Origin of the sequence: Pectinatus haikarae, assembly GCF_050916305.1 — a bacterium.
GTDB classification, from domain to species: domain Bacteria; phylum Bacillota; class Negativicutes; order Selenomonadales; family Selenomonadaceae; genus Pectinatus; species Pectinatus haikarae.
Genome location: NZ_CP116940.1, coordinates 1,894,945 through 1,914,574, shown reverse-complemented (window position 1 = coordinate 1,914,574; position 19,630 = coordinate 1,894,945). Strand labels below are relative to the sequence as shown.

7 protein-coding genes, 4 tRNA genes and 3 rRNA genes are annotated in these 19,630 nt (G+C 43.0%); 1 reads left to right on the top strand and 13 read right to left on the bottom strand.

Translation table 11 applies throughout. The annotated features are described in order from the left end of the window. Window positions 1–10 precede the first annotated feature (10 nt). The gene (rpoC, locus tag NXG61_RS09425) at window positions 11–3,973 is read left to right on the top strand and encodes a DNA-directed RNA polymerase subunit beta' (protein WP_307225343.1); all 3,963 of its coding nucleotides are present in this window, start codon (window positions 11–13) and stop codon (window positions 3,971–3,973) included. A gap of 117 nt (window positions 3,974–4,090) precedes the next feature. On the opposite strand, the gene addB is transcribed toward rpoC, so the two are convergent. The 13 genes from addB to NXG61_RS09360 form a co-directional block, all read right to left on the bottom strand. Continuing rightward, window positions 4,091–7,528: a helicase-exonuclease AddAB subunit AddB gene (gene addB / locus NXG61_RS09420; protein ID WP_432748911.1), complete on the bottom strand. Its 3,438-nt coding sequence runs from the start codon at window positions 7,526–7,528 to the stop codon at window positions 4,091–4,093. A gap of 95 nt (window positions 7,529–7,623) precedes the next feature. Further along, window positions 7,624–7,699 (bottom strand) — tRNA-Lys (locus tag NXG61_RS09415). A 6-nt stretch (window positions 7,700–7,705) separates the two neighbouring features. Continuing rightward, window positions 7,706–7,780, bottom strand: a tRNA-Gln gene (locus NXG61_RS09410). 63 nt (window positions 7,781–7,843) lie between these two features. Further along, window positions 7,844–7,960: ribosomal RNA gene (gene rrf / locus NXG61_RS09405) — 5S ribosomal RNA — on the bottom strand. Window positions 7,961–8,253: 293 nt separating this feature from the next. Continuing rightward, window positions 8,254–11,177 (bottom strand): 23S ribosomal RNA (locus tag NXG61_RS09400). A 326-nt stretch (window positions 11,178–11,503) separates the two neighbouring features. Further along, a tRNA-Ile gene (locus NXG61_RS09395) sits at window positions 11,504–11,580 on the bottom strand. An 8-nt stretch (window positions 11,581–11,588) separates the two neighbouring features. Continuing rightward, window positions 11,589–11,664, bottom strand: a tRNA-Ala gene (locus NXG61_RS09390). A 110-nt stretch (window positions 11,665–11,774) separates the two neighbouring features. Then, a 16S ribosomal RNA gene (locus NXG61_RS09385) occupies window positions 11,775–13,324 on the bottom strand. The 16S, 23S and 5S rRNA genes sit together here with 4 tRNA genes alongside, the layout of an rRNA operon. Before the next feature lie 419 nt (window positions 13,325–13,743). Then, window positions 13,744–14,529: a GTP cyclohydrolase FolE2 gene (folE2, locus tag NXG61_RS09380; protein ID WP_196605939.1), complete on the bottom strand. Its 786-nt coding sequence runs from the start codon at window positions 14,527–14,529 to the stop codon at window positions 13,744–13,746. Between the two features lie 7 nt (window positions 14,530–14,536). Then, window positions 14,537–15,208, bottom strand: a complete 672-nt coding sequence (gene queC, locus NXG61_RS09375; protein ID WP_307222168.1) for a 7-cyano-7-deazaguanine synthase QueC — start codon at window positions 15,206–15,208, stop codon at window positions 14,537–14,539. A 29-nt stretch (window positions 15,209–15,237) separates the two neighbouring features. Continuing rightward, window positions 15,238–16,962 carry a Stk1 family PASTA domain-containing Ser/Thr kinase gene (gene pknB, locus NXG61_RS09370; protein ID WP_196605937.1) on the bottom strand — a complete coding sequence of 575 codons (1,725 nt, stop codon included), beginning with the start codon at window positions 16,960–16,962 and terminating at the stop codon, window positions 15,238–15,240. A 5-nt stretch (window positions 16,963–16,967) separates the two neighbouring features. After that, complete coding sequence (locus tag NXG61_RS09365; RefSeq protein WP_307222171.1) at window positions 16,968–18,380, bottom strand: peptidoglycan D,D-transpeptidase FtsI family protein; 1,413 nt, start codon at window positions 18,378–18,380, stop codon at window positions 16,968–16,970. After that, window positions 18,367–19,629, bottom strand: a complete 1,263-nt coding sequence (locus tag NXG61_RS09360; protein ID WP_196605936.1) for an FtsW/RodA/SpoVE family cell cycle protein — start codon at window positions 19,627–19,629, stop codon at window positions 18,367–18,369. The genes NXG61_RS09365 and NXG61_RS09360 overlap by 14 nt, the downstream gene beginning before the upstream one ends. Between the last annotated feature and the right edge of the window lies 1 nt (window position 19,630).

The window sequence follows — 19,630 nt, the reverse complement described above, 5'->3', positions numbered from 1 at the left end:
TGACTACCCTTTGTTGGATGTCAATAATTTTGATTCCATGCGCATAGGGATTGCATCACCGGATAAAATCAGAGAATGGTCTTACGGTGAAGTAAAAAAACCGGAAACTATAAATTATCGTACACTAAAACCTGAACGAGACGGCCTGTTCTGTGAGAAAATATTTGGTCCTACCCGTGACTGGGAATGTCATTGCGGTAAATATAAGCGAATCCGGTATAAAGGTGTTATCTGTGACCGTTGCGGTGTTGAAGTTACTCGGGCAAAAGTTCGTCGTGAACGGATGGGGCATATAGAACTTGCAGCTCCAGTATCACACATTTGGTATTTTAAAGGTATTCCAAGCCGCATGGGGCTCATTCTTGATGTATCACCCCGTTCACTGGAAAAAGTATTATATTTTGCCTCATATATAGTTCTCGATGCCGGTGATACGCCTCTTATGAAAAAACAACTTTTAACTGAAAATGAATTTCATGAATACAGCACAAAATATGGCAGCAATTTCAAAGTTGGAATGGGTGCCGAATCAGTAAAACAACTGCTTGATGAATTAGACTTGGACAAAATGAGCGTTGACCTTCGTGCCGAGCTTAATTCTTCCAGCGGACAAAGAAAGATACGTGCTATACGGCGTTTAGAGGTTGTTGAAGCTTTCCGTAAATCAGGTAATAGACCTTCATGGATGATAATGGATGTAGTGCCTGTCATACCTCCTGAATTGCGCCCTATGGTACAGCTTGACGGTGGCCGCTTTGCCACTTCTGATCTCAATGATTTATATCGCCGTGTCATCAATCGCAATAACCGCTTAAAAAGACTTCTTGATCTTGGTGCGCCGGATATTATTGTGCGCAATGAAAAACGTATGCTTCAAGAAGCGGTAGATGCATTGATTGATAATGGACGCCGCGGACGTCCTGTAACAGGTCCTGGCAACCGTCCGTTAAAATCTTTGAGTGATATGCTGAAAGGTAAACAGGGTCGTTTCCGTCAGAATCTACTTGGCAAGCGTGTCGATTATTCAGGCCGTTCAGTTATAGTAGTAGGCCCTGAATTGAAATTACATCAGTGCGGCCTGCCGAAGGAAATGGCATTGGAATTATTTAAGCCATTTGTCATGAAAAAACTTGTCAATGCCGGTATTGCTCATAATATAAAATCCGCAAAACGCATGGTAGAACGTGTGCGTCCCGAGGTTTGGGATGTTTTGGAAGAAGTAATCAAGGAACATCCTGTATTGCTTAACCGTGCCCCGACGCTTCATCGTCTTGGCATTCAGGCATTTGAACCTGTTTTGACAGAAGGTCGTGCATTAAAACTGCATCCTTTGGCCTGTACAGCTTACAACGCTGACTTTGATGGTGACCAGATGGCTATCCATCTTCCGCTTTCCGCCGAAGCACAGGCTGAAGCACGTATATTAATGCTTGCGGCAAACCATATATTGGCTCCAAAAGACGGACGGCCAATAATCGTTCCTACACAGGATATGGTGCTGGGCTCTTATTACCTGACTATTATTCGTCCCGGTGCATTGGGTGAGGGAAAAATATTCACCGGTATTAATGAAGCTATTTTGGCTTATCAGCATAAGGCTCTCGCTCTTCAGTCTGAAATAAAGGTGCGCATTGAAAATTACGGCATGGTAAAAACTTCATTAGGACGCATGATTTTCAATGAAATCCTCCCTGAAAAGATAAGATATTTTTATAAAGATAAAAATACCGCGGAATGGTGTCTCGGTATTCGCATGGATAAGAAAGAATTGGGTAAGCTTGTTGCTAAATGTTACGAAAAATTGGGCGGCAGTCAAACTTCGGTAGTCATAGACGGTGTAAAAAATCTTGGCTATCATTATGCTTGTATTGCAGGCATGACAGTTGCCATTTCTGATATTATAGTTCCTTCAGAAAAGAAAGAAATAATCGCAGCAACTGAAGGTGTAGTAAATAAAGTTGAACGCCAATTTAACCGCGGTCTTATTACCGAAGAGGAACGACATAAAAATGTGTGTGATCTGTGGACCAAAGCTACTGACGACGTAACTGATGCTATGATGAATAATATGGATGCTTTTAATCCTATTTTTATGATGGCGGATTCAGGCGCCCGTGGTAATAAACAACAGATGCGTCAATTGGCGGGCATGCGCGGTCTTATGGCAGATCCATCCGGTAACATTATTGAATTACCAATCAAAGCTAATTTTCGTGAAGGACTTACCGTATCTGATTACTTCATTTCTTCACATGGGGCTCGTAAAGGATTGGCAGATACGGCACTTCGTACTGCTGATTCCGGCTATCTTACCCGCCGTCTTGTCGATGTAGCACAGGATGTCATCGTTCGTGAGGAAGATTGTGATGTCGTCGGTATCAACCTGGTGCGCGAACGAGCAAAATTGGCTCCATCATCATCAAATGCTATCTCCATGCTGGCCCCCACACTGATTAGTCGCATTTTAGCGCAGGATATAACAGATCCAAAAACATCTGAATTAATTATTGGGGCTGACACTGTTCTTGATGAAGAAAAACTTAAACTCATAGGCGCGCACTGTGTGTCACAGATAATATTAAAAGGCTCTTCCAACGCTGATATATGTGCAGGAAGCGCTGTTTCCACCGAAACCATTTTACTTGGTGCACCCGAAGAAGGCGTACGCGCATCTATAAAAAAAGCCATGATGCATGAAATGCTCGGCAAAAATATAACTGAAGATGTACGTGCAGGTGATGGCACCATACTTCTAAAAGCTGATACCTCGCTGACAGAAAGCAATATAGAATCTATTCTCAATAGCGATTCTAAAGAAGTGAAAGTCCGCAATAATGCTATCCGTGGTATTGAAGTTGAAGCCATAAAAGAAGGAAACGGCGTCATTGAATCGCTTAAAGAACGTATTGTTGGCCGTGTTCTGGCAGAAGAAATCGTGGATTCTTCTACAGGCAAAAAAATAGCTTTACTTAATGAAACGATAACAGATGACCTTGCAGATAAGATCTGTGCCGTTCGTGAAAAAGTTTCAATAAGAAGTGTGCTTACATGCAAATCGCAATTTGGTGTATGTATAAAATGCTATGGTCGTGATTTGGCAAATGCTACACAGGTTGATATTGGTGAAGCTGTCGGTATCATTGCTGCACAATCCATAGGTGAACCTGGCACTCAGCTCACAATGCGTACTTTCCATACCGGAGGCGTTGCAGGAGAAGACATTACTCAAGGTCTGCCTCGTGTAGAAGAACTGTTTGAAGCACGCAAACCTAAACATCATGCAGTCATTTCTGAAATTGAGGGTGATGTGGTAATCACAGAAGACAAGGGTATGCGCATAGTAATTATAACGCCTGAATCGGGTGATCCTCGCGAATATCAGATTCCATATGGTGCCAGATTGATCGTACGTGATAAAATGTCTGTTAAACCGGGAGATAAGCTTACTGAAGGCTCTATTAATCCACACGATATCCTGAGAGTATGCGGTCTGAAAGAAACGCAGCGATACCTTGTTTATGAAGTTCAGAAAGTTTATAAGTCCCAAGGTGTTGAAATAAATGACAAGCATATTGAAGTTATGGTGCGTCAGATGTTGCATAAGGTTAAAATAGAAGACTCCGGCAACACTGAATTTTTACCTGGTGAATATGTAGATATAAATACCTTTGAAGCCGCAAATGCCAAAACCATTGAACATGATGGCATGCCAGCAGTGGCACGTCCTATACTGCTGGGTATCACCAAAGCCTCTCTGGCCACTGATTCCTTCCTTTCCGCAGCATCATTCCAAGAAACTACACGTGTCCTTACCGATGCTGCTATCAAGGGAAAAGTGGATCCGTTGATAGGCTTAAAGGAAAATGTTATTATCGGTAAACTTATTCCTGCAGGTACAGGCATGAGCCGATACCGTAATATTCAGGTCAAAAGTCTCCTTGACCAGACAGCAGTCGATAATAGTGTAAGCTAAAATAATAAAAAAACCACCTTTTGTTTTTATGAAGCGGCGCCATAAATTGGACATGAAAATCCAAACTTATGGCGCCGCTTATTACAAAAGGTGGTTTTTTGTTGCAACACTTTAATTTTACTGTCTATTATCGAATTGCTGATTATTTATTATTTTTTTCATAATAAGCTCATCCGTTTCACCCGGCAGATCATTATATCTATATCCGGGTACTGCAGCATCAAAACGGCAGAAAGATATATATGGACAAAACATGCAGGCCGTTTTTTTATTCATTTTATATGGCGTAGGAGAGATTTCACCTGCCAAAATATGGTTTCCTGTATCGACCAGCATCTCACTCATATGTCTAAGCAATGCACCAAACTCCTCTTCTGTTTTTATACTGGTGCGGCTTGCCTTGCTTATCGATCCGTCCTTATTGAATTTTACCTTGATAAATAATGATGAATCGTCTATTTTCTTTATTATATTTTCATCCAGCAAGACCCATCCTGACATACGCATTTGTCTCGCTATTTCTGTCTTTATTTTACCTTCCGGCATTTCTTTATCAAAAGTGAGAAGTGTACTTTTTAAAAAACAATATAATATTCCCGCAGGCAGCACAGGCCCCAAAGTGGCAGAAGAGTTCTGCACCGCTAACATGTAGGTCAGCAGCTGAAGCTTTAGTCCATGGTAAACTTCAGCAATATTTATATATGCATTGCCGGATTTATAATCTATAATAAGAAAATACTGCCCGCTTCTATCTACATCTATACGATCAATCTGTCCCGAAATATTTATCTTATAACCATCCTCAAGGTCATAGATCAACGGGGGCAAATCAATTTTTTCACGTCCGAATGCCTTTTCTACGGCAATAGGAGAGAATTCGCTGTGCTCTGAAAAATCACAAAGCCTGTCTATAGCCATTTCTGCTGCCTTGGCTATCCTTTTAGTCAAGTGCTTATATTGCCCGCTGCTTAAAAGAATTTTATTTTGCAGCCTGACGGCTAATTCAGAAACTATATTCTGGCACAATTCATGTCTTTCCTCTTTAGATACATCATTCCATCGTTTTTTCAGCGTCAACAATGTTTCACCGAAAGTGCGCATTGTTTCATGCAGGAGTACTCCTCTGTCAGGTGCAGAAAAATTAAATTCTGCTCTCTCTGTCAAACTCAATGCATAATGAGCAAAATGTTTAAAAGGGCAATTGTGGAATTGTTCAAAACGTGTAACACTGCCCTTGAGAAAGCCATTTTTTATATAGAGCATAGAGGCAGACTGCCTTGACAAAAATGTATCAGATGCCTGTACAAAGAGGCCTGACAAAGCAACAAACAAATCTTTTTGAAAAGATGTTTTCGTTAATAACCAATTGTATACATCAAACCAAAAATCAGCTATCCTTCCTTTTTCCTTATATTGACGCAGCGCAGTAGTCAAATAAGAAATACTGCGGCGACCTGTTACTACTCTTCTTTTTTCGTTTTCATCGGAATAATTTTCCAAAAGTATGGATATATGCTGATTCTTCTTCAAAGAAAACATAAAATATAATCTTTCAATCAAAGGCGAGCGGCTCAAAGAACCTCCATCGGTATCCGATAATGGATAAGATATCCATAAATATTCACGACTCAAGGTGAACGCTTTATATAATAAAAATTTTTCAAAGAAATTATCCTCACCTGCCCCAGCGGAAAGGTTGACTCCTGCTCCATGAAGGCAAAGCCTGTCAAGATCATTTAACAGTCCCTCGTTTTTTACACGCTGCGGCATGCTTCCCTCATTTGCTCCTAAAATATAGATTGCTTTTTTATTTTCCAAACTATTTTGTTCAAAAGAAGCTATAGTAACGTAATCTATCCCCGGAGGTATAAGCGCAATTTGCAGTGCCTCCAATCCGTCACTTAAAATTTCTGCATATGCACTCAGTGTGAATACTTCTTCGCCGCATGTCTCTATAAGTTGATCCATAAAATCAATAACATCATGCCATATTTGCTGCTGTTCCTTTGCTATTAACAAAGCCCCGCTGTCTTCTGCCCGTTTCTGCCATAATGAAAGCTTCTCCGGAACATGCAGCTCAATTAAAAATTTATAAATAACTTCAGTTACACTGCGTACAGTTTCTGATGAATGCAGATTTTCAGCCAATTGCTGCAAGGGTGCGATTAATTGCCGCCGGACAGCATTTATCTTATCAAAAAAAACTTTTTCTTCCTGCGACAGCTGCTGTTCTGCAAGAGGGCTCCTGGAATATTGCCAATCAGTCGATGAAAGCCAATTCTTTTTCCCCCTTATGCCAAACTCTAAAATATAATTTTCCAACATGTCAACATCATCACGTGTAGCTGGAAAAAAATCTGTCTTAAAACAACGCAGTAAAGGTTCATATTGCCAAGTACGAACAGCTTCAAGACAAGATCGCAGCAGCTCAGCAAGAGGATGATGAATAAAAAGTCTCTTTCTATCACTGAAAAAGGGGATCTGATAGTCATGAAATACGGCATGCAGAAGATCATCATATGTTTTTTCACGAATAACAATCCCTATATCGCTGAATACATAATTTTCTTCACGGCACAAGCGCAATATATCTATTGCCACAGCTTCTGCTTCAAGACGACGATTAGCTGCTTCTGCAATAATAAGCCCTTCTGATGATTCCGATTTTTTCACTGGAAAAATAAACATATTAGCAGCTATCATTCTTTGGGCCGGTTTCAAAAAACGATGAAACTGCTCAAGTTTGGTAATTTTGGTTTCGAGATTTAATTGATCGCAAATTTCTTTTATTTCTTTAAAGGTAATATATTGTCGATGAAATAGGGCAGTTTCCTCATTATTTGCAGTATCGCCAAGATCATTTATGCATAAAGTCAAATGAACAGATGATGCTTTTTTAAATAATGAAAGAAGTACACTTTGCTCCTGCGGATTAAAAAAAGTAAAGCCATCAATCCATATTTCAGAATTTTCCAGCCATTTTGCTGACCTTATTTTAGAAGCAGTCAGATCTAGAATATCTTCCGCATCAGTATAACAATTACTGGACAAAGAAATATATTCACCATAAAGCAATACAATATCAGCTAATTTTTGCTGCAAAATTTTATCAGGTATAGCAGGTATAGCTGACTGCAAAGCCGTCGGTGTTATCTTATATGTTTTCAATTCCTCAATGACAGTGCATAAAAAAGAAACAAAATTACGTTGTTGTGCTGCTCGGGCAAAAAAAGTAAGTTCACTTCGATGTGCAAGAATAATTTTTGCCAGAATCAGATTTTTACCTGTTTCTGTAATACGTGATTTTGTTACTCCACCTTCTTGAGTCAAGATATATTGACAAAGTCGACGAAATCCAAAAACAAAAACCCTTGAAAATCCTCCTTTATCGTTCATCAGAACAGCCAGCTTGCGTTCAATTTCAAAAGTCATGTGTTCCGGTAAAACTAAGAAAAGCGGAGTTCCTTCCGGCATTGTTTCCAATCTGTCTCTTATATTCTGCAAGCAGCGATCTGTTTTTCCCGCACCTGAAGGACCAATAATAAATTCAAACAAATTGTTCACCTTCATTTTCAATTGACAAAAAGCCAGCAGGATAATCCCTACTGGCTTCTATTAAGCTCGAAAAAAATTCAAGCATGTATTTAAAATGGTGGCTCACCCGAGATTCGAACTCGGGACACCCTGATTAAAAGTCAGGTGCTCTGCCAACTGAGCTAGTGAACCATAAAATGGCTGGGGTAGCTGGACTCGAACCAACGAATGCGGGAGTCAAAGTCCCGTGCCTTACCGCTTGGCTATACCCCAATCATGTCATACGATTAGAAAAAGCAATATCAGGTTATCAAAATGACAACCTGATATAAACTGAACCGGCAGCAACCTAATCTCCCAGGGGGCTGCCCCCCAAGTACCTTCGGCCTGTGGATGCTTAACTACTGTGTTCGGAATGGGAACAGGTGGATCCATCCAGGTATCGCCACCAGATGCTTCAGATCTTACTGCTTTAGCAGTCTAGAGATGAAGTACGCAAAGTGAGCATCGCGAACGACGCGTTTCCTTGCCCTTCTTAGTGCTTCAGCACTTAGAAATAAAGTACGCAGAGTGAGTCTACGAACGCCATGTTTCCTTAGACGTTCTTTTCTGCACCTTAGTGCTCATATATAAAGTAAACCAGGAACTAATCTGCTGCTTTCCCTTTACCTATATACTTTTATGAGTGATCTTGCACACTCAAAACTTCACAGAAGAAATCAGGACCAAACATTTATAGATGAAATTAAGTTAAGCTCTCGGCTTATTAGTACCAGTCCGCTTCGTATGTCACCATACTTCTACTCCCGGCCTATCTACCTCGTCATCTTCAAGGTGCCTTCCAAGCCTTACGGCTCTGGGAAACCTCATCTTAAGGCAGGTTTCACGCTTAGATGCTTTCAGCGTTTATCCTTTCCGAACGTAGCTACCCAACTGTACCCCTGGCGGGATAATTGGTACACCATTGGTTCGTCCACTCCGGTCCTCTCGTACTAGGAGCAGCCCCCTTCAAGTTTCTTTCGCCCGCGATGGATATGGACCGAACTGTCTCACGACGTTCTGAACCCAGCTCACGTACCACTTTAATGGGCGAACAGCCCAACCCTTGGGACCTGCTTCAGCCCCAGGATGTGATGAGCCGACATCGAGGTGCCAAACCTCCCCGTCGATATGGACTCTTGGGAGAGATTAGCCTGTTATCCCCAGGGTAGCTTTTATCCGTTGAGCGATGGCCCTTCCACGCGGTACCACCGGATCACTAAGCCCTGCTTTCGCACCTGCTCGACTTGTTGGTCTCGCAGTCAAGCTCCCTTCTGCCTTTGCACTCTTTGCGCGATTTCTGGCCGCGCTGAGGGAACCTTTGGGCGCCTCCGTTACTCTTTCGGAGGCGACCGCCCCAGTCAAACTGCCCGCCTGGTACTGTCTTGAAGATCGTTACTCTTTCAGTTAGATGCCCGTTAAATAAAGGGTGGTATCCCAACAATGACTCCTCACTGACTTGCGCCAATGTATCTAAGTCTCCCACCTATCCTGTACGTTATTTACCGAATATCAATGCCAGGTTACAGTAAAGCTCCATGGGGTCTTTCTGTCCAGTCGCGGGTAACCTGCATCTTCACAGGTATTTCAATTTCACCGGGTCCCTCGTTGAGACAGTGCCCAAGTCGTTACACCTTTCGTGCGGGTCGGAACTTACCCGACAAGGAATTTCGCTACCTTAGGACCGTTATAGTTACGGCCGCCGTTTACCGGGGCTTCAATTCGGGGCTTCGGATTGCTCCTGACTCCTCTTCTTAACCTTCCGGCACCGGGCAGGTGTCAGCACCTATACGTCAGATTTCTCTTTCGCAGGCACCTGTGTTTGTGCTAAACAGTCGCTTGGGCCTCTCTTGTGCCACCGCCTTCAGCTCCACCCGTTCGGGTTTCACCGTCTGCGGCTATCCTTTTCCCGAAGTTACGGATATATTTTGCCGAGTTCCTTAACGAGGGTTGTCCCGCGCACCTTAGGATTCTCTCCGCGCCTACCTGTGTCGGTTTTGGTACGGGCACTTCTTCTCTCACTAGAAGCTTTTCTCGACAGCGTAGCTCGTTTGAATTCGGTTCCTCCGTAGATTCACCTATCTATCACTTCTCAGCCTTCTCACATGGCGGATTTGCCTGCCATGCAGCCTACCGGCTTCGACGCGCTCTTCCATTCGCGCGCTCAAACTGCTTTCTGTGTCACTCCTTCGTTCAATCGATCCGAAGTGGTACAGGAATTTTTGCCTGTTGTCCATCGCCTATGCTTTGTGCCTCGGCTTAGGTCCCGACTTACCCTGGGACGACGAGCGTTGCCCAGGAATCCTTAGGCTTTCGGTGGAACAGATTCTCACTGTTCTTTTCGTTACTCATACCGGCATTCTCTCTGCTGTACGCTCCAATGCTCCTTACGGTACATCTTCAGTCGCATACAGTATGCTCCCCTACCCAGTATATATTTCTATATCCTGCCACGGCTTCGGTTCTGTGCTTGAGCCCCGGTCATCTTCGGCGCAGAGCCTCTCGACCAGTGAGCTATTACGCACTCTTTTAATGGTGGCTGCTTCTGAGCCAACATCCTGGTTGTTTATGAAGTCCTACATCCTTTTCCACTTAGCACAGCATTTGGGACCTTAGCCGGTGATCTGGGCTGTTTCCCTTTCGACTACGGGTCTTATCACTCGCAGTCTGACTCCCAAGTATTTTATTACAGCCATTCGTAGTTTGACTAGGGTCGGTAGGCTTTACGCCCCCTTGCCTGATCAGTGCTCTACCGTCTGTAATCTTCCCTTGAGGCTAGCCCTAAAGCTATTTCGGGGAGTACCAGCTATCTCCGCGTTCGATTGGCATTTCACCCCTATGCACACCTCATCCCAAAGTTTTTCAACACTCACGGGTTCGGTCCTCCACGCATTTTTACCTGCGCTTCAACCTGGACATGCATAGATCACTGCGGTTTCGGGTCTACACCATATTACTTAACGCCCTATTAAGACTCGCTTTCGCTTCGGCTCCGTGTCTTCCACTTAACCTCGCAATATAATGTAACTCGCCGGTTCATTCTTCAATAGGCACGCCGTCGCTCTCTTACGGAGCTTCGACTGCTTGTAGACATACGGTTTCAGGTTCTATTTCACTCCCCTTCCGGGGTTCTTTTCACCTTTCCCTCACGGTACTATGCGCTATCGGTCGCCAGTTAGTGTTTTGCCTTGGAGGGTGGTCCCCCCAGCTTCTCGCAAGGTTTCTCGTGCCCCGCGATACTCTGGATCCCGGCCCTTAAGTTCCGCTTTTCGCCTACGGGGGTTTTACCTCCTATGCCTGACCTTTCCAAGTCATTCGGCTAAACGTTCCTTAATTTCTGCCGGTCCTCAACCCCGTATCACCGAAGTGTTACGGTTTGGGCATCTGCCCATTTCGCTCGCCGCTACTTTGGGTATCTCGTTTGATTTCTTTTCCTCCGGGTACTTAGATGTTTCAGTTCCCCGGGTTTACCTTCCTTTCGGATGTCAGAACTTCTTCTGACGGGTTGCCCCATTCGGATATGTACGGATCACTAGATGCTTGCTCTTCCCCGTACCTTTTCGCAGCTTACCGCGTCCTTCGTCGGCTCCTGGCGCCAAGGCATCCACCGTATGCCCTTATTCGCTTAACTTCGTCAAACCTGCCGTTAATACCATTTTGCTTCGTCAGTGCTTTGCTTCACTCATCAGCGTAATTAATACGCTTTTTTCATTCAGCTTTGCCCTTCCTTGCATTATGATGTTTCTTGCAGCTTTGCCGTTACATTCTAAGATTACTCTTAAAATGTCACCTTTTAGCTTAAGTTCATATGTTTCGTCTTAGCTTTTGTTTTTAGTTTCCTAATTGTGCTTGGTCCAACTATTCCCCGCCATTCTCTAGAAAATGTTTTTTCACAAGTTTGGCATTGGTGATAATTGTTCTTTGCTTTCTTCTGTGTAGTTTTCAATGTGCAATATTTGGTGGGCCTAAGTAGACTTGAACTACTGACCTCACGCTTATCAGGCGTGCGCTCTAACCAGCTGAGCTATAGGCCCTTCTCTTCTGGTGGAGACGAGGAGAGTTGAACTCCTGACCCCCTGCTTGCAAGGCAGGTGCTCTCCCATCTGAGCTACGCCCCCATTAGTTCATTCTTATTATAGAGGGAGAAACCCTCAAAACTAAACAATACATTAAACTTTTCATACACGTTTTCCGGATGTACTCGACAGATTTTATAAAAAATCCTTAGAAAGGAGGTGATCCAGCCGCACCTTCCGATACGGCTACCTTGTTACGACTTCACCCCAATCATCGCCCCCACCTTAGACGGTCGGTTCCATAAGGCCCTTAGCCGGCTTCGGGTGTGAATGACTTTCGTGGTGTGACGGGCGGTGTGTACAAGGCCCGGGAACGTATTCACCGCAGTATGCTGACCTGCGATTACTAGCGATTCCGACTTCATGCAGGCGAGTTGCAGCCTGCAATCCGAACTGGGGGATATTTTTTGGGTTCCGCTCCGGATCGCTCCTTTGCTTCCCTCTGTGTATCCCATTGTAGTACGTGTGTAGCCCAGGACGTAAGGGGCATGATGACTTGACGTCATCCCCGCCTTCCTCCGCGTTGTCCGCGGCAGTCTCATTTGAGTTCCCACCGTTACGTGCTGGCAACAAATGATAGGGGTTGCGCTCGTTGCGGGACTTAACCCAACATCTCACGACACGAGCTGACGACAGCCATGCACCACCTGTTTTCTTGTCCTCCGAAGAGGAAGCATCCATCTCTGAATGCGTCAATCAATGTCAAGCCCTGGTAAGGTTCTTCGCGTTGCGTCGAATTAAACCACATACTCCACCGCTTGTGCGGGCCCCCGTCAATTCCTTTGAGTTTCAGCCTTGCGGCCGTACTCCCCAGGCGGGATACTTATTGCGTTAACTCCGGCACAGGGGGGGTCGATACCCCCTACACCTAGTATCCATCGTTTACGGCCAGGACTACCGGGGTATCTAATCCCGTTCGCTACCCTGGCTTTCGAGCCTCAGCGTCAGTTACAGTCCAGAAAGCCGCCTTCGCCACTGGTGTTCTTCCCAATATCTACGCATTTCACCGCTACACTGGGAATTCCGCTTTCCTCTCCTGCACTCAAGACATTCAGTTCGGACCCCATCACGGGGTTGAGCCCCGCACTTTTAAGATCCGCTTAAATGTCCGCCTGCGCTCCCTTTACGCCCAATGATTCCGGACAACGCTTGCCGCCTACGTATTACCGCGGCTGCTGGCACGTAGTTAGCCGTGGCTTTCTAACAGGGTACCGTCATTCATTAGTGGTATTAGCACTAATGCCATTCGTCCCCTGCAACAGAACTTTACGATCCGAAGACCTTCCTCGTTCACGCGGCGTTGCTCCGTCAGGCTTTCGCCCATTGCGGAAGATTCCCCACTGCTGCCTCCCGTAGGAGTCTGGGCCGTGTCTCAGTCCCAATGTGGCCGTCCATCCTCTCAGACCGGCTACTGATCGTTGCCTTGGTGCGCCATTACCGTCACCAACTAGCTAATCAGACGCAGGCCCATCTCCAAGTAACAGCTAAAAGCCGCCTTTGGTAAAAGTACCATGCAGTACTCTTACAACATTCGGTATTAGCACCCCTTTCGGGATGTTGTCCCCATCTTGAAGGTAGGTTGCCTACGCGTTACTCACCCGTTTGCCACTAGACTTTTACCGAAATAAAAGTCCCGTTCGACTTGCATGTGTTAAGCACGCCGCCAGCGTTCGTCCTGAGCCAGGATCAAACTCTCCATTAATTTATTGGAGAGCCAATTTGGCTCTTTCATTTTGTTTTAAAAGAAATTGTTTCAGGTTTATATTTAAACCGCACATCCGGTATGTTTGAAAACATTATGATGTATTGTTTAGTTTTCAAGGTGCCTGCCTCAACGAGTCAGCTTGTATATATTATCACAGGCGTTTTCGTTTGTCAAGAACTTTTTTTCAAATCTTATTGATTTGTTTCCGAGTCCCTGCCGCTCTCTTGAGCGCAGAAATTATTATATCTAATCTCACATTCTTTGTCAATCCTTTTTCTGATCTTTTTTTCAGATTTTTCCTTTTTGCTCTTTTTCCCTCTCCTTTCTTCCTGCCGCACACCTTTCTTATTGTGCCTGCAAAAGGCCGCGGCACATGCTTTTCATCATGTATCGCAGCCTTTTATATTCAACAATATTTATGCATATTCTTCATGTGAAGCATATGCATTATGATTATGAATGGACTCAAAATTTTCACATTCGACAGAAAAATAATCTATCCCTTTCAATTTTCGCAAAGATAAAACTAAATCGCGCAGAATGTCTTCGACAAATTTAGGATTTTCATAGGCCGCCTCAGTAACATATTTTTCATCTTCACGTTTTAATATTGAGTAGACAGATGATGAAGCTTCTTTTTCAATAATTTCCGCTAACTTCTCAATAGTCAGTCCGTTCGGGCAGGAAAATTTGACAGCAGCTTTTACCATACTGCGCTGATTATGTGCCCCATAATCAGCTATTTCTTTACTGCATGGACATAAAGAAGTAACTGGGACCGCTACAGCCATTGTAAATTCCAATGGTTTATTTTCAACTTTATCGCCGCTGAATATACAATCAATATCCAATAACGATTTTCTTTTGCTGACAGGTGCAGCTTTTTCTATAAAATATTTAAAATTTATGGTGATATGCGCTGATTTTGCATCGAGCTTGCGCAATGCTTCTTTGAGTAGTTCATCGATTGCCGTAAAATTGAGTGGTTTATTTGCATATTCATGTAATATTTCCATAAAACGACTCATATGTGTTCCTTTATATTCTTTAGGCAAGTCGACAGTAAATTTTGCGACCAAGGCTGTTACATTTTGTGGATTCCCCTTTTCTGATGCAGCGAGAAAAGGCAGCCAAGCCTTGCTTATACCTACGCTCTGAATAGCAATACCTCGGGTATCTCCCATATTTTGAACATCTTTCAAAACATTATCACTCCATATATTCTATCGGATCTTTCAGACCTGCTTCCTCAAAACCTCTTAATCGCAATTTGCAGCTGTCACAATGTCCGCATGCTTTTTCTCCGCCGTTATAACAGCTTCTGGTCATAGATAACGGTGCTCCCAATTTAGCGCCCAATAGAACAATATCTTTCTTCGAGAGATTTTGCAGAGGTGTTACTATTTCTATTTTTTTATGCTCAGCCGCTGTGGCTTTTGTGGCATAGTCAGCCAAATCCTGAAATTTTTTTATGAAATCAGGACGACAATCCGGATAACCTGAATAATCAACTGCATTCACGCCTATATAAACATATTCTGCTCCCAATACTTCAGCATAACCCAAAGCATAGCTCAAAAATATGAGATTTCTGGCAGGAACATACGTTATTGGTACATCTGTTCCGTCAGGATCTCTATCGGGCACTTCAATACTATTATCGGTAAGAGCAGAACCGCCGATAGCGTTCATATTTGTATTGATTATTAAGTGTTTCTTGACATTAAAAAACTTTGCTATTTTTTTTGCGCTTTCCAATTCTATGTTATGTCTTTGCTGATAATCAAAACTTATCGGATAAAGATCATAATTTTTGTTTTTGGCTGCTGCCATACAAACAGTAGAATCTAATCCTCCGGATAATAAAATAACTGCTTTCAAAAATTTATCCTCCTCATTATAAGACGAACTCAGTTTCCTTTTTTGTCCGTATTTACTTTCTTTTCGCTGCCGCTGTCTTTAGCAGGTTCCTTAGCTTGCTCCTTTGTGATCTTTTGCTTCGCCACTACAATATTGACTGCACTTTTCTGCTCAGCCTGCCCGCCCGATCGAGGTGTTTGTTCAAGTACAGTTCCCGGCAGTTTATCACTTTCTGCCTCTGTTATTGTTCCCACAGAGAATCCTGCATTTTCTATAATCGTTCGCGCAGCGCTAAGTGTGTCGCCCGTTACATCAGGAACGGTCAATTTTTTTATTTCTTTTCCCTTGCTTACCACAATATCAACTGATCTGCCCTTATCTATTTTATCGCCTGCTGTGGGATTTTGCCGCAAAATAGTCCCAGAAGGTTTATCAGAATATTCCTCGATAATTGTTCCTATTTTCAAACCGATCTTACTCAGCTGCTTTTCTGCGTCTTCCTTTGTAAGCCCTGTTATATCAGGTGCGGCAACTTTTTCTGCGCCCTTGCTGACATATATAGTTATCATCCTGTCTTCCTTCACCGTAGTTCCCGCTTCCGGTGTTTGAGATATTACAATGCCTGACGGCACATCTGTATTGTAATTCTGGGAAATCTGCACACGAAGTTTTTTATCCTCCAGCATAGCTTTAGCCTGTTCTTCAGTCTGTCCCACGACGTTTGGAACAGAAACTTCCGCGTTGCTCCAAAATTTACCGAAAGAAAGAAACGCTCCAGTGAAAAAACCGATCATCAATATGAATACAAGCAGTATGATGAACTTTTTTGACTTCATGACAGAACCCTGCTGTTTGCCATGCACGGATCTTTCTGCGTTTTGGCTCATTATTTCCTGAATTTGTTCACGGGGCAGGACTCTGGTTGCATATGGATCATCTGCTGTTTGTTCCTCAGAAAAAAGCATTTTTTCCGCTTTATGTATATCAAGTATGAGCTGACTGCTGCTGAAGCGTTTCAGAGGATCCTTTTCCATTGCTTTTAAAACTATCGCTTCCACTACAGGAGGCACATCTGGACGTAATTCATGAACAGGAACAGGTGTTTCCTGTAAATGCTTTAAAGCTATACTCACAACATTTTCACCTTTGAAGGGAACCTGGCCTGTCAGCATTTCATAAATAACTACACCCAATGAATAAATATCTGATTTTGGTGTTATCGAATTACCCTGTGCCTGCTCCGGTGAAATATAGTGTACTGACCCGACTACGTTGCCGCTATAGGTCATAGTGGAAGATGATGCAGCGCGGGCTATGCCAAAATCGGCTACTTTTACCTGCCCGTTCGGTTTTATCAGTATATTATGCGGTTTGATATCACAGTGAATAAGATTATGTGTATGCGCGTGTTCCAAAGCTTCACTGATCTGAGCACTGATATTCAGCGTGTCACGTATTGATAATTTTTTATCGCGTTGAATCTTGCATTTTAACGTCTCACCCTCAACATATTCCATTACAATAAAATGCTTTTCTTCCCACTCACCTACATCATAAATATTTACAATATTAGCATGCGAAAGTTTCGCGGCTCCCTGTGCCTCTTTTTTAAAGCGAATTATAAATTCTTCATCATTGGCAAATTGAGGGTGAAGTATCTTCACAGCTACATAACGGTCCAGCAGTTGATCGTGTGCACGATAAACAGCAGCCATGCCCCCGTCGCCGATACGTTCTATCAATTCATAGCGTTCAGCCAAAATTTGTTTAGACATTATGTTTAATCCTCCCTAAGCATAGTGTTGATTACATATTTTATAACCGGCGCAGCTTCGGCTCCGCCAAAACCGCTGTTTTCCAAAATGATGGCAAAAGATATTTTTTCATCCTTCACCTGTGCCGTGCCTATAAACCATGCATGATCAGCGCCGAATGAATTCTCTGCTGTTCCCGTTTTACCAGCGATGGTTATTCCTTTTACCGCCGCATTTCGTCCTGTTCCCTTTAACACTTCATTTTCCATATAACTGTTTATTGTATTCGCCCTGTCCTGTGTGGTAACCTCTTTAAAGACTGCCGGTGAGTTTTTTTGCAAAGTGGTGCCGCCCGGTGAAAGTATCTCATCCACCATATATGGCTTCATCATTTTTCCCTGATTGCCAAAAGCCGATGCCAGCATAGCCATTCGCAAAGGTGATATCAACAAATCTGCCTGTCCGATTCCCACCTGAGCTGTTTCTCCCCTGCTCAATTTCGCGAAATCAGACAAATGTGCATTTTGCTGTGTAAAATCCGTTTTTAGTTCATCATAAAAGCCGAACCTCTTGAATGCATTTTCCAAACCCTTATCGCCCATCTGGACAGCCAGCCCGGCAAACATTACATTACTGGAATGAATAATACCTTCTTCTAGGTTTATATTGCCGTATACCGCCTTGTCGGCTTCATATATTTTCTGACCGTTGCCAAGATCATAATACGGACCGCAATTTATTTTTTCTGTTGTGTTTATAACACCCTGCTCCAAAGCCGCATCTGCTATCATCGGTTTTATCGCTGATCCCGGCGGATAAAGTCCCTGCGCAGCTCTATTTAAAAGCGGACTCTGCGGATCGGTTCGCAAAGCCTGCCAATTTTCTTCTACACCATTAGGATCGAAAGCAGGTCTGCTCACCATAGCCAGAACAGCTCCTGTTTTAGTATTTAAAATAACCACTGCTCCCCGCTTATTTCCCATAGCATCCCAGGCAGCTTTTTGAATATTTTCATCCAATGTCAGTTTTACGGTATTCCCCTTCTCCGCTGCAAAGAGCTGTTCCAACGGTCCAAGTTGATGCAAAAGCATGTTTACTCCGCTCAGGCTGCTGTTTTCTGTCTGCTCAACTCCTGCACTTCCAATATTTTTACCAACATATCCCGCTGAATTAGCAAAAAGCATACTATATGGGTAAACGCGTTTCACCTTATTTTCTTCTTTTTGACTATAGGCTATCTTTTTATTGTTTCGATCCAATATATCTCCGCGCAAAGTAGAATTCTCCTTATTGGCAATGCGCGGGTTAAGTGGATTATTAGTATATGAGTCACCCTTTATAACTTGTATATAGGATAAATTTCCTATCAGGACTACAAACATTACTATAAAAACACGCACTATTCTCAGCATGTTCCTATTTATATCATTGTCGCGCACGATAATTCTCCTTTGCGCTTATGGCCAGCAGCAAGCCCATAGCCATAAATTCTGAAAGCATCGAGCTGCCGCCATAACTGATAAATGGCAGTGTGATTCCTGTCAGCGGGATCAACTTGGTATCGCCTGCCAATATTATGAAAGACTGCAAAAGCATGGTTCCTGCTATGCCAAAAGACAATAACTTATATTTTTCATTAGTACAGGAAAAGGCTATTTTAATAGAACGGAAAAATATCAGCAAATATGTCATAATCACCGCCAATACTCCAATGAGTCCAAATTCTTCACCAATAGCAGAAAAAATAAAATCAGTATGGACAATAGGTATTATTTCCGGGGACCCTTGAAAAAAACCTGTACCAAAAAGTCCCCCATAGCCCAGTGCAAATAAGGATTGAACAATCTGATAAGCCTGCCCCATAGGATCGGCCCATGGATTAAGCCATATAATGACTCTGACTCTCACATGTGCGAACACCATATAACTAAAAAAAGATGCTATTATGAAAAACACCACCGCCAAAAATATATATGATTTATTACTTGTCACAGCGTAAGTCATCATCATAGCCATACCAAAAAACAGCAGCGCAAATCCCAAATTGCGTTGATAAACAAATATAAGCAGGGCTATCCCCCAAATTACTACAAGCGGCGCAAAAAATCTCAGCGGCGGTAAATACAAAAAACCCCAGTGTCTATTGGGTAAATTAAGCATATTTTGATTTTCCTGTAAATATGATGCCAAAAAACCAAGTATCAACAACTTAGAAAATTCTGCAGGCTGCATCTGGAAAGGTCCGATTACAATCCAGTTTAACCCGCCCCCTATTTCTGTTCCGAATATTATAACCGACCCGATCACAATAATGCTGCATAAGCCGAGTATATAAGGATAATCGAGAAGCCGCAGCAATTTCTCTGAAAAATAAATTGTGAGAAACATGAGAATCATTCCTATTACAATCCAGCGAAATTGCGCATGAAATAAACTCATTTTCAAGCGCAGCATCATAATGAGGCTCATGCTGCACAAAAAACATATCAATGGTAATATATATCCGTCAATGTTTTTTATAAACTTCCTTGATGCCAAGGGAACCGCAATAAATAACAAACATGCCGCTGTAGTTATCACCAAATTTTCTGTTGTAGCCACCGAATTGTCCCTAATATAAAAAATCAGCATTGCCAATGCCGGAAGCAAAGCTTGAAGACATAATGTCTTATTTTTTAAATAATACATT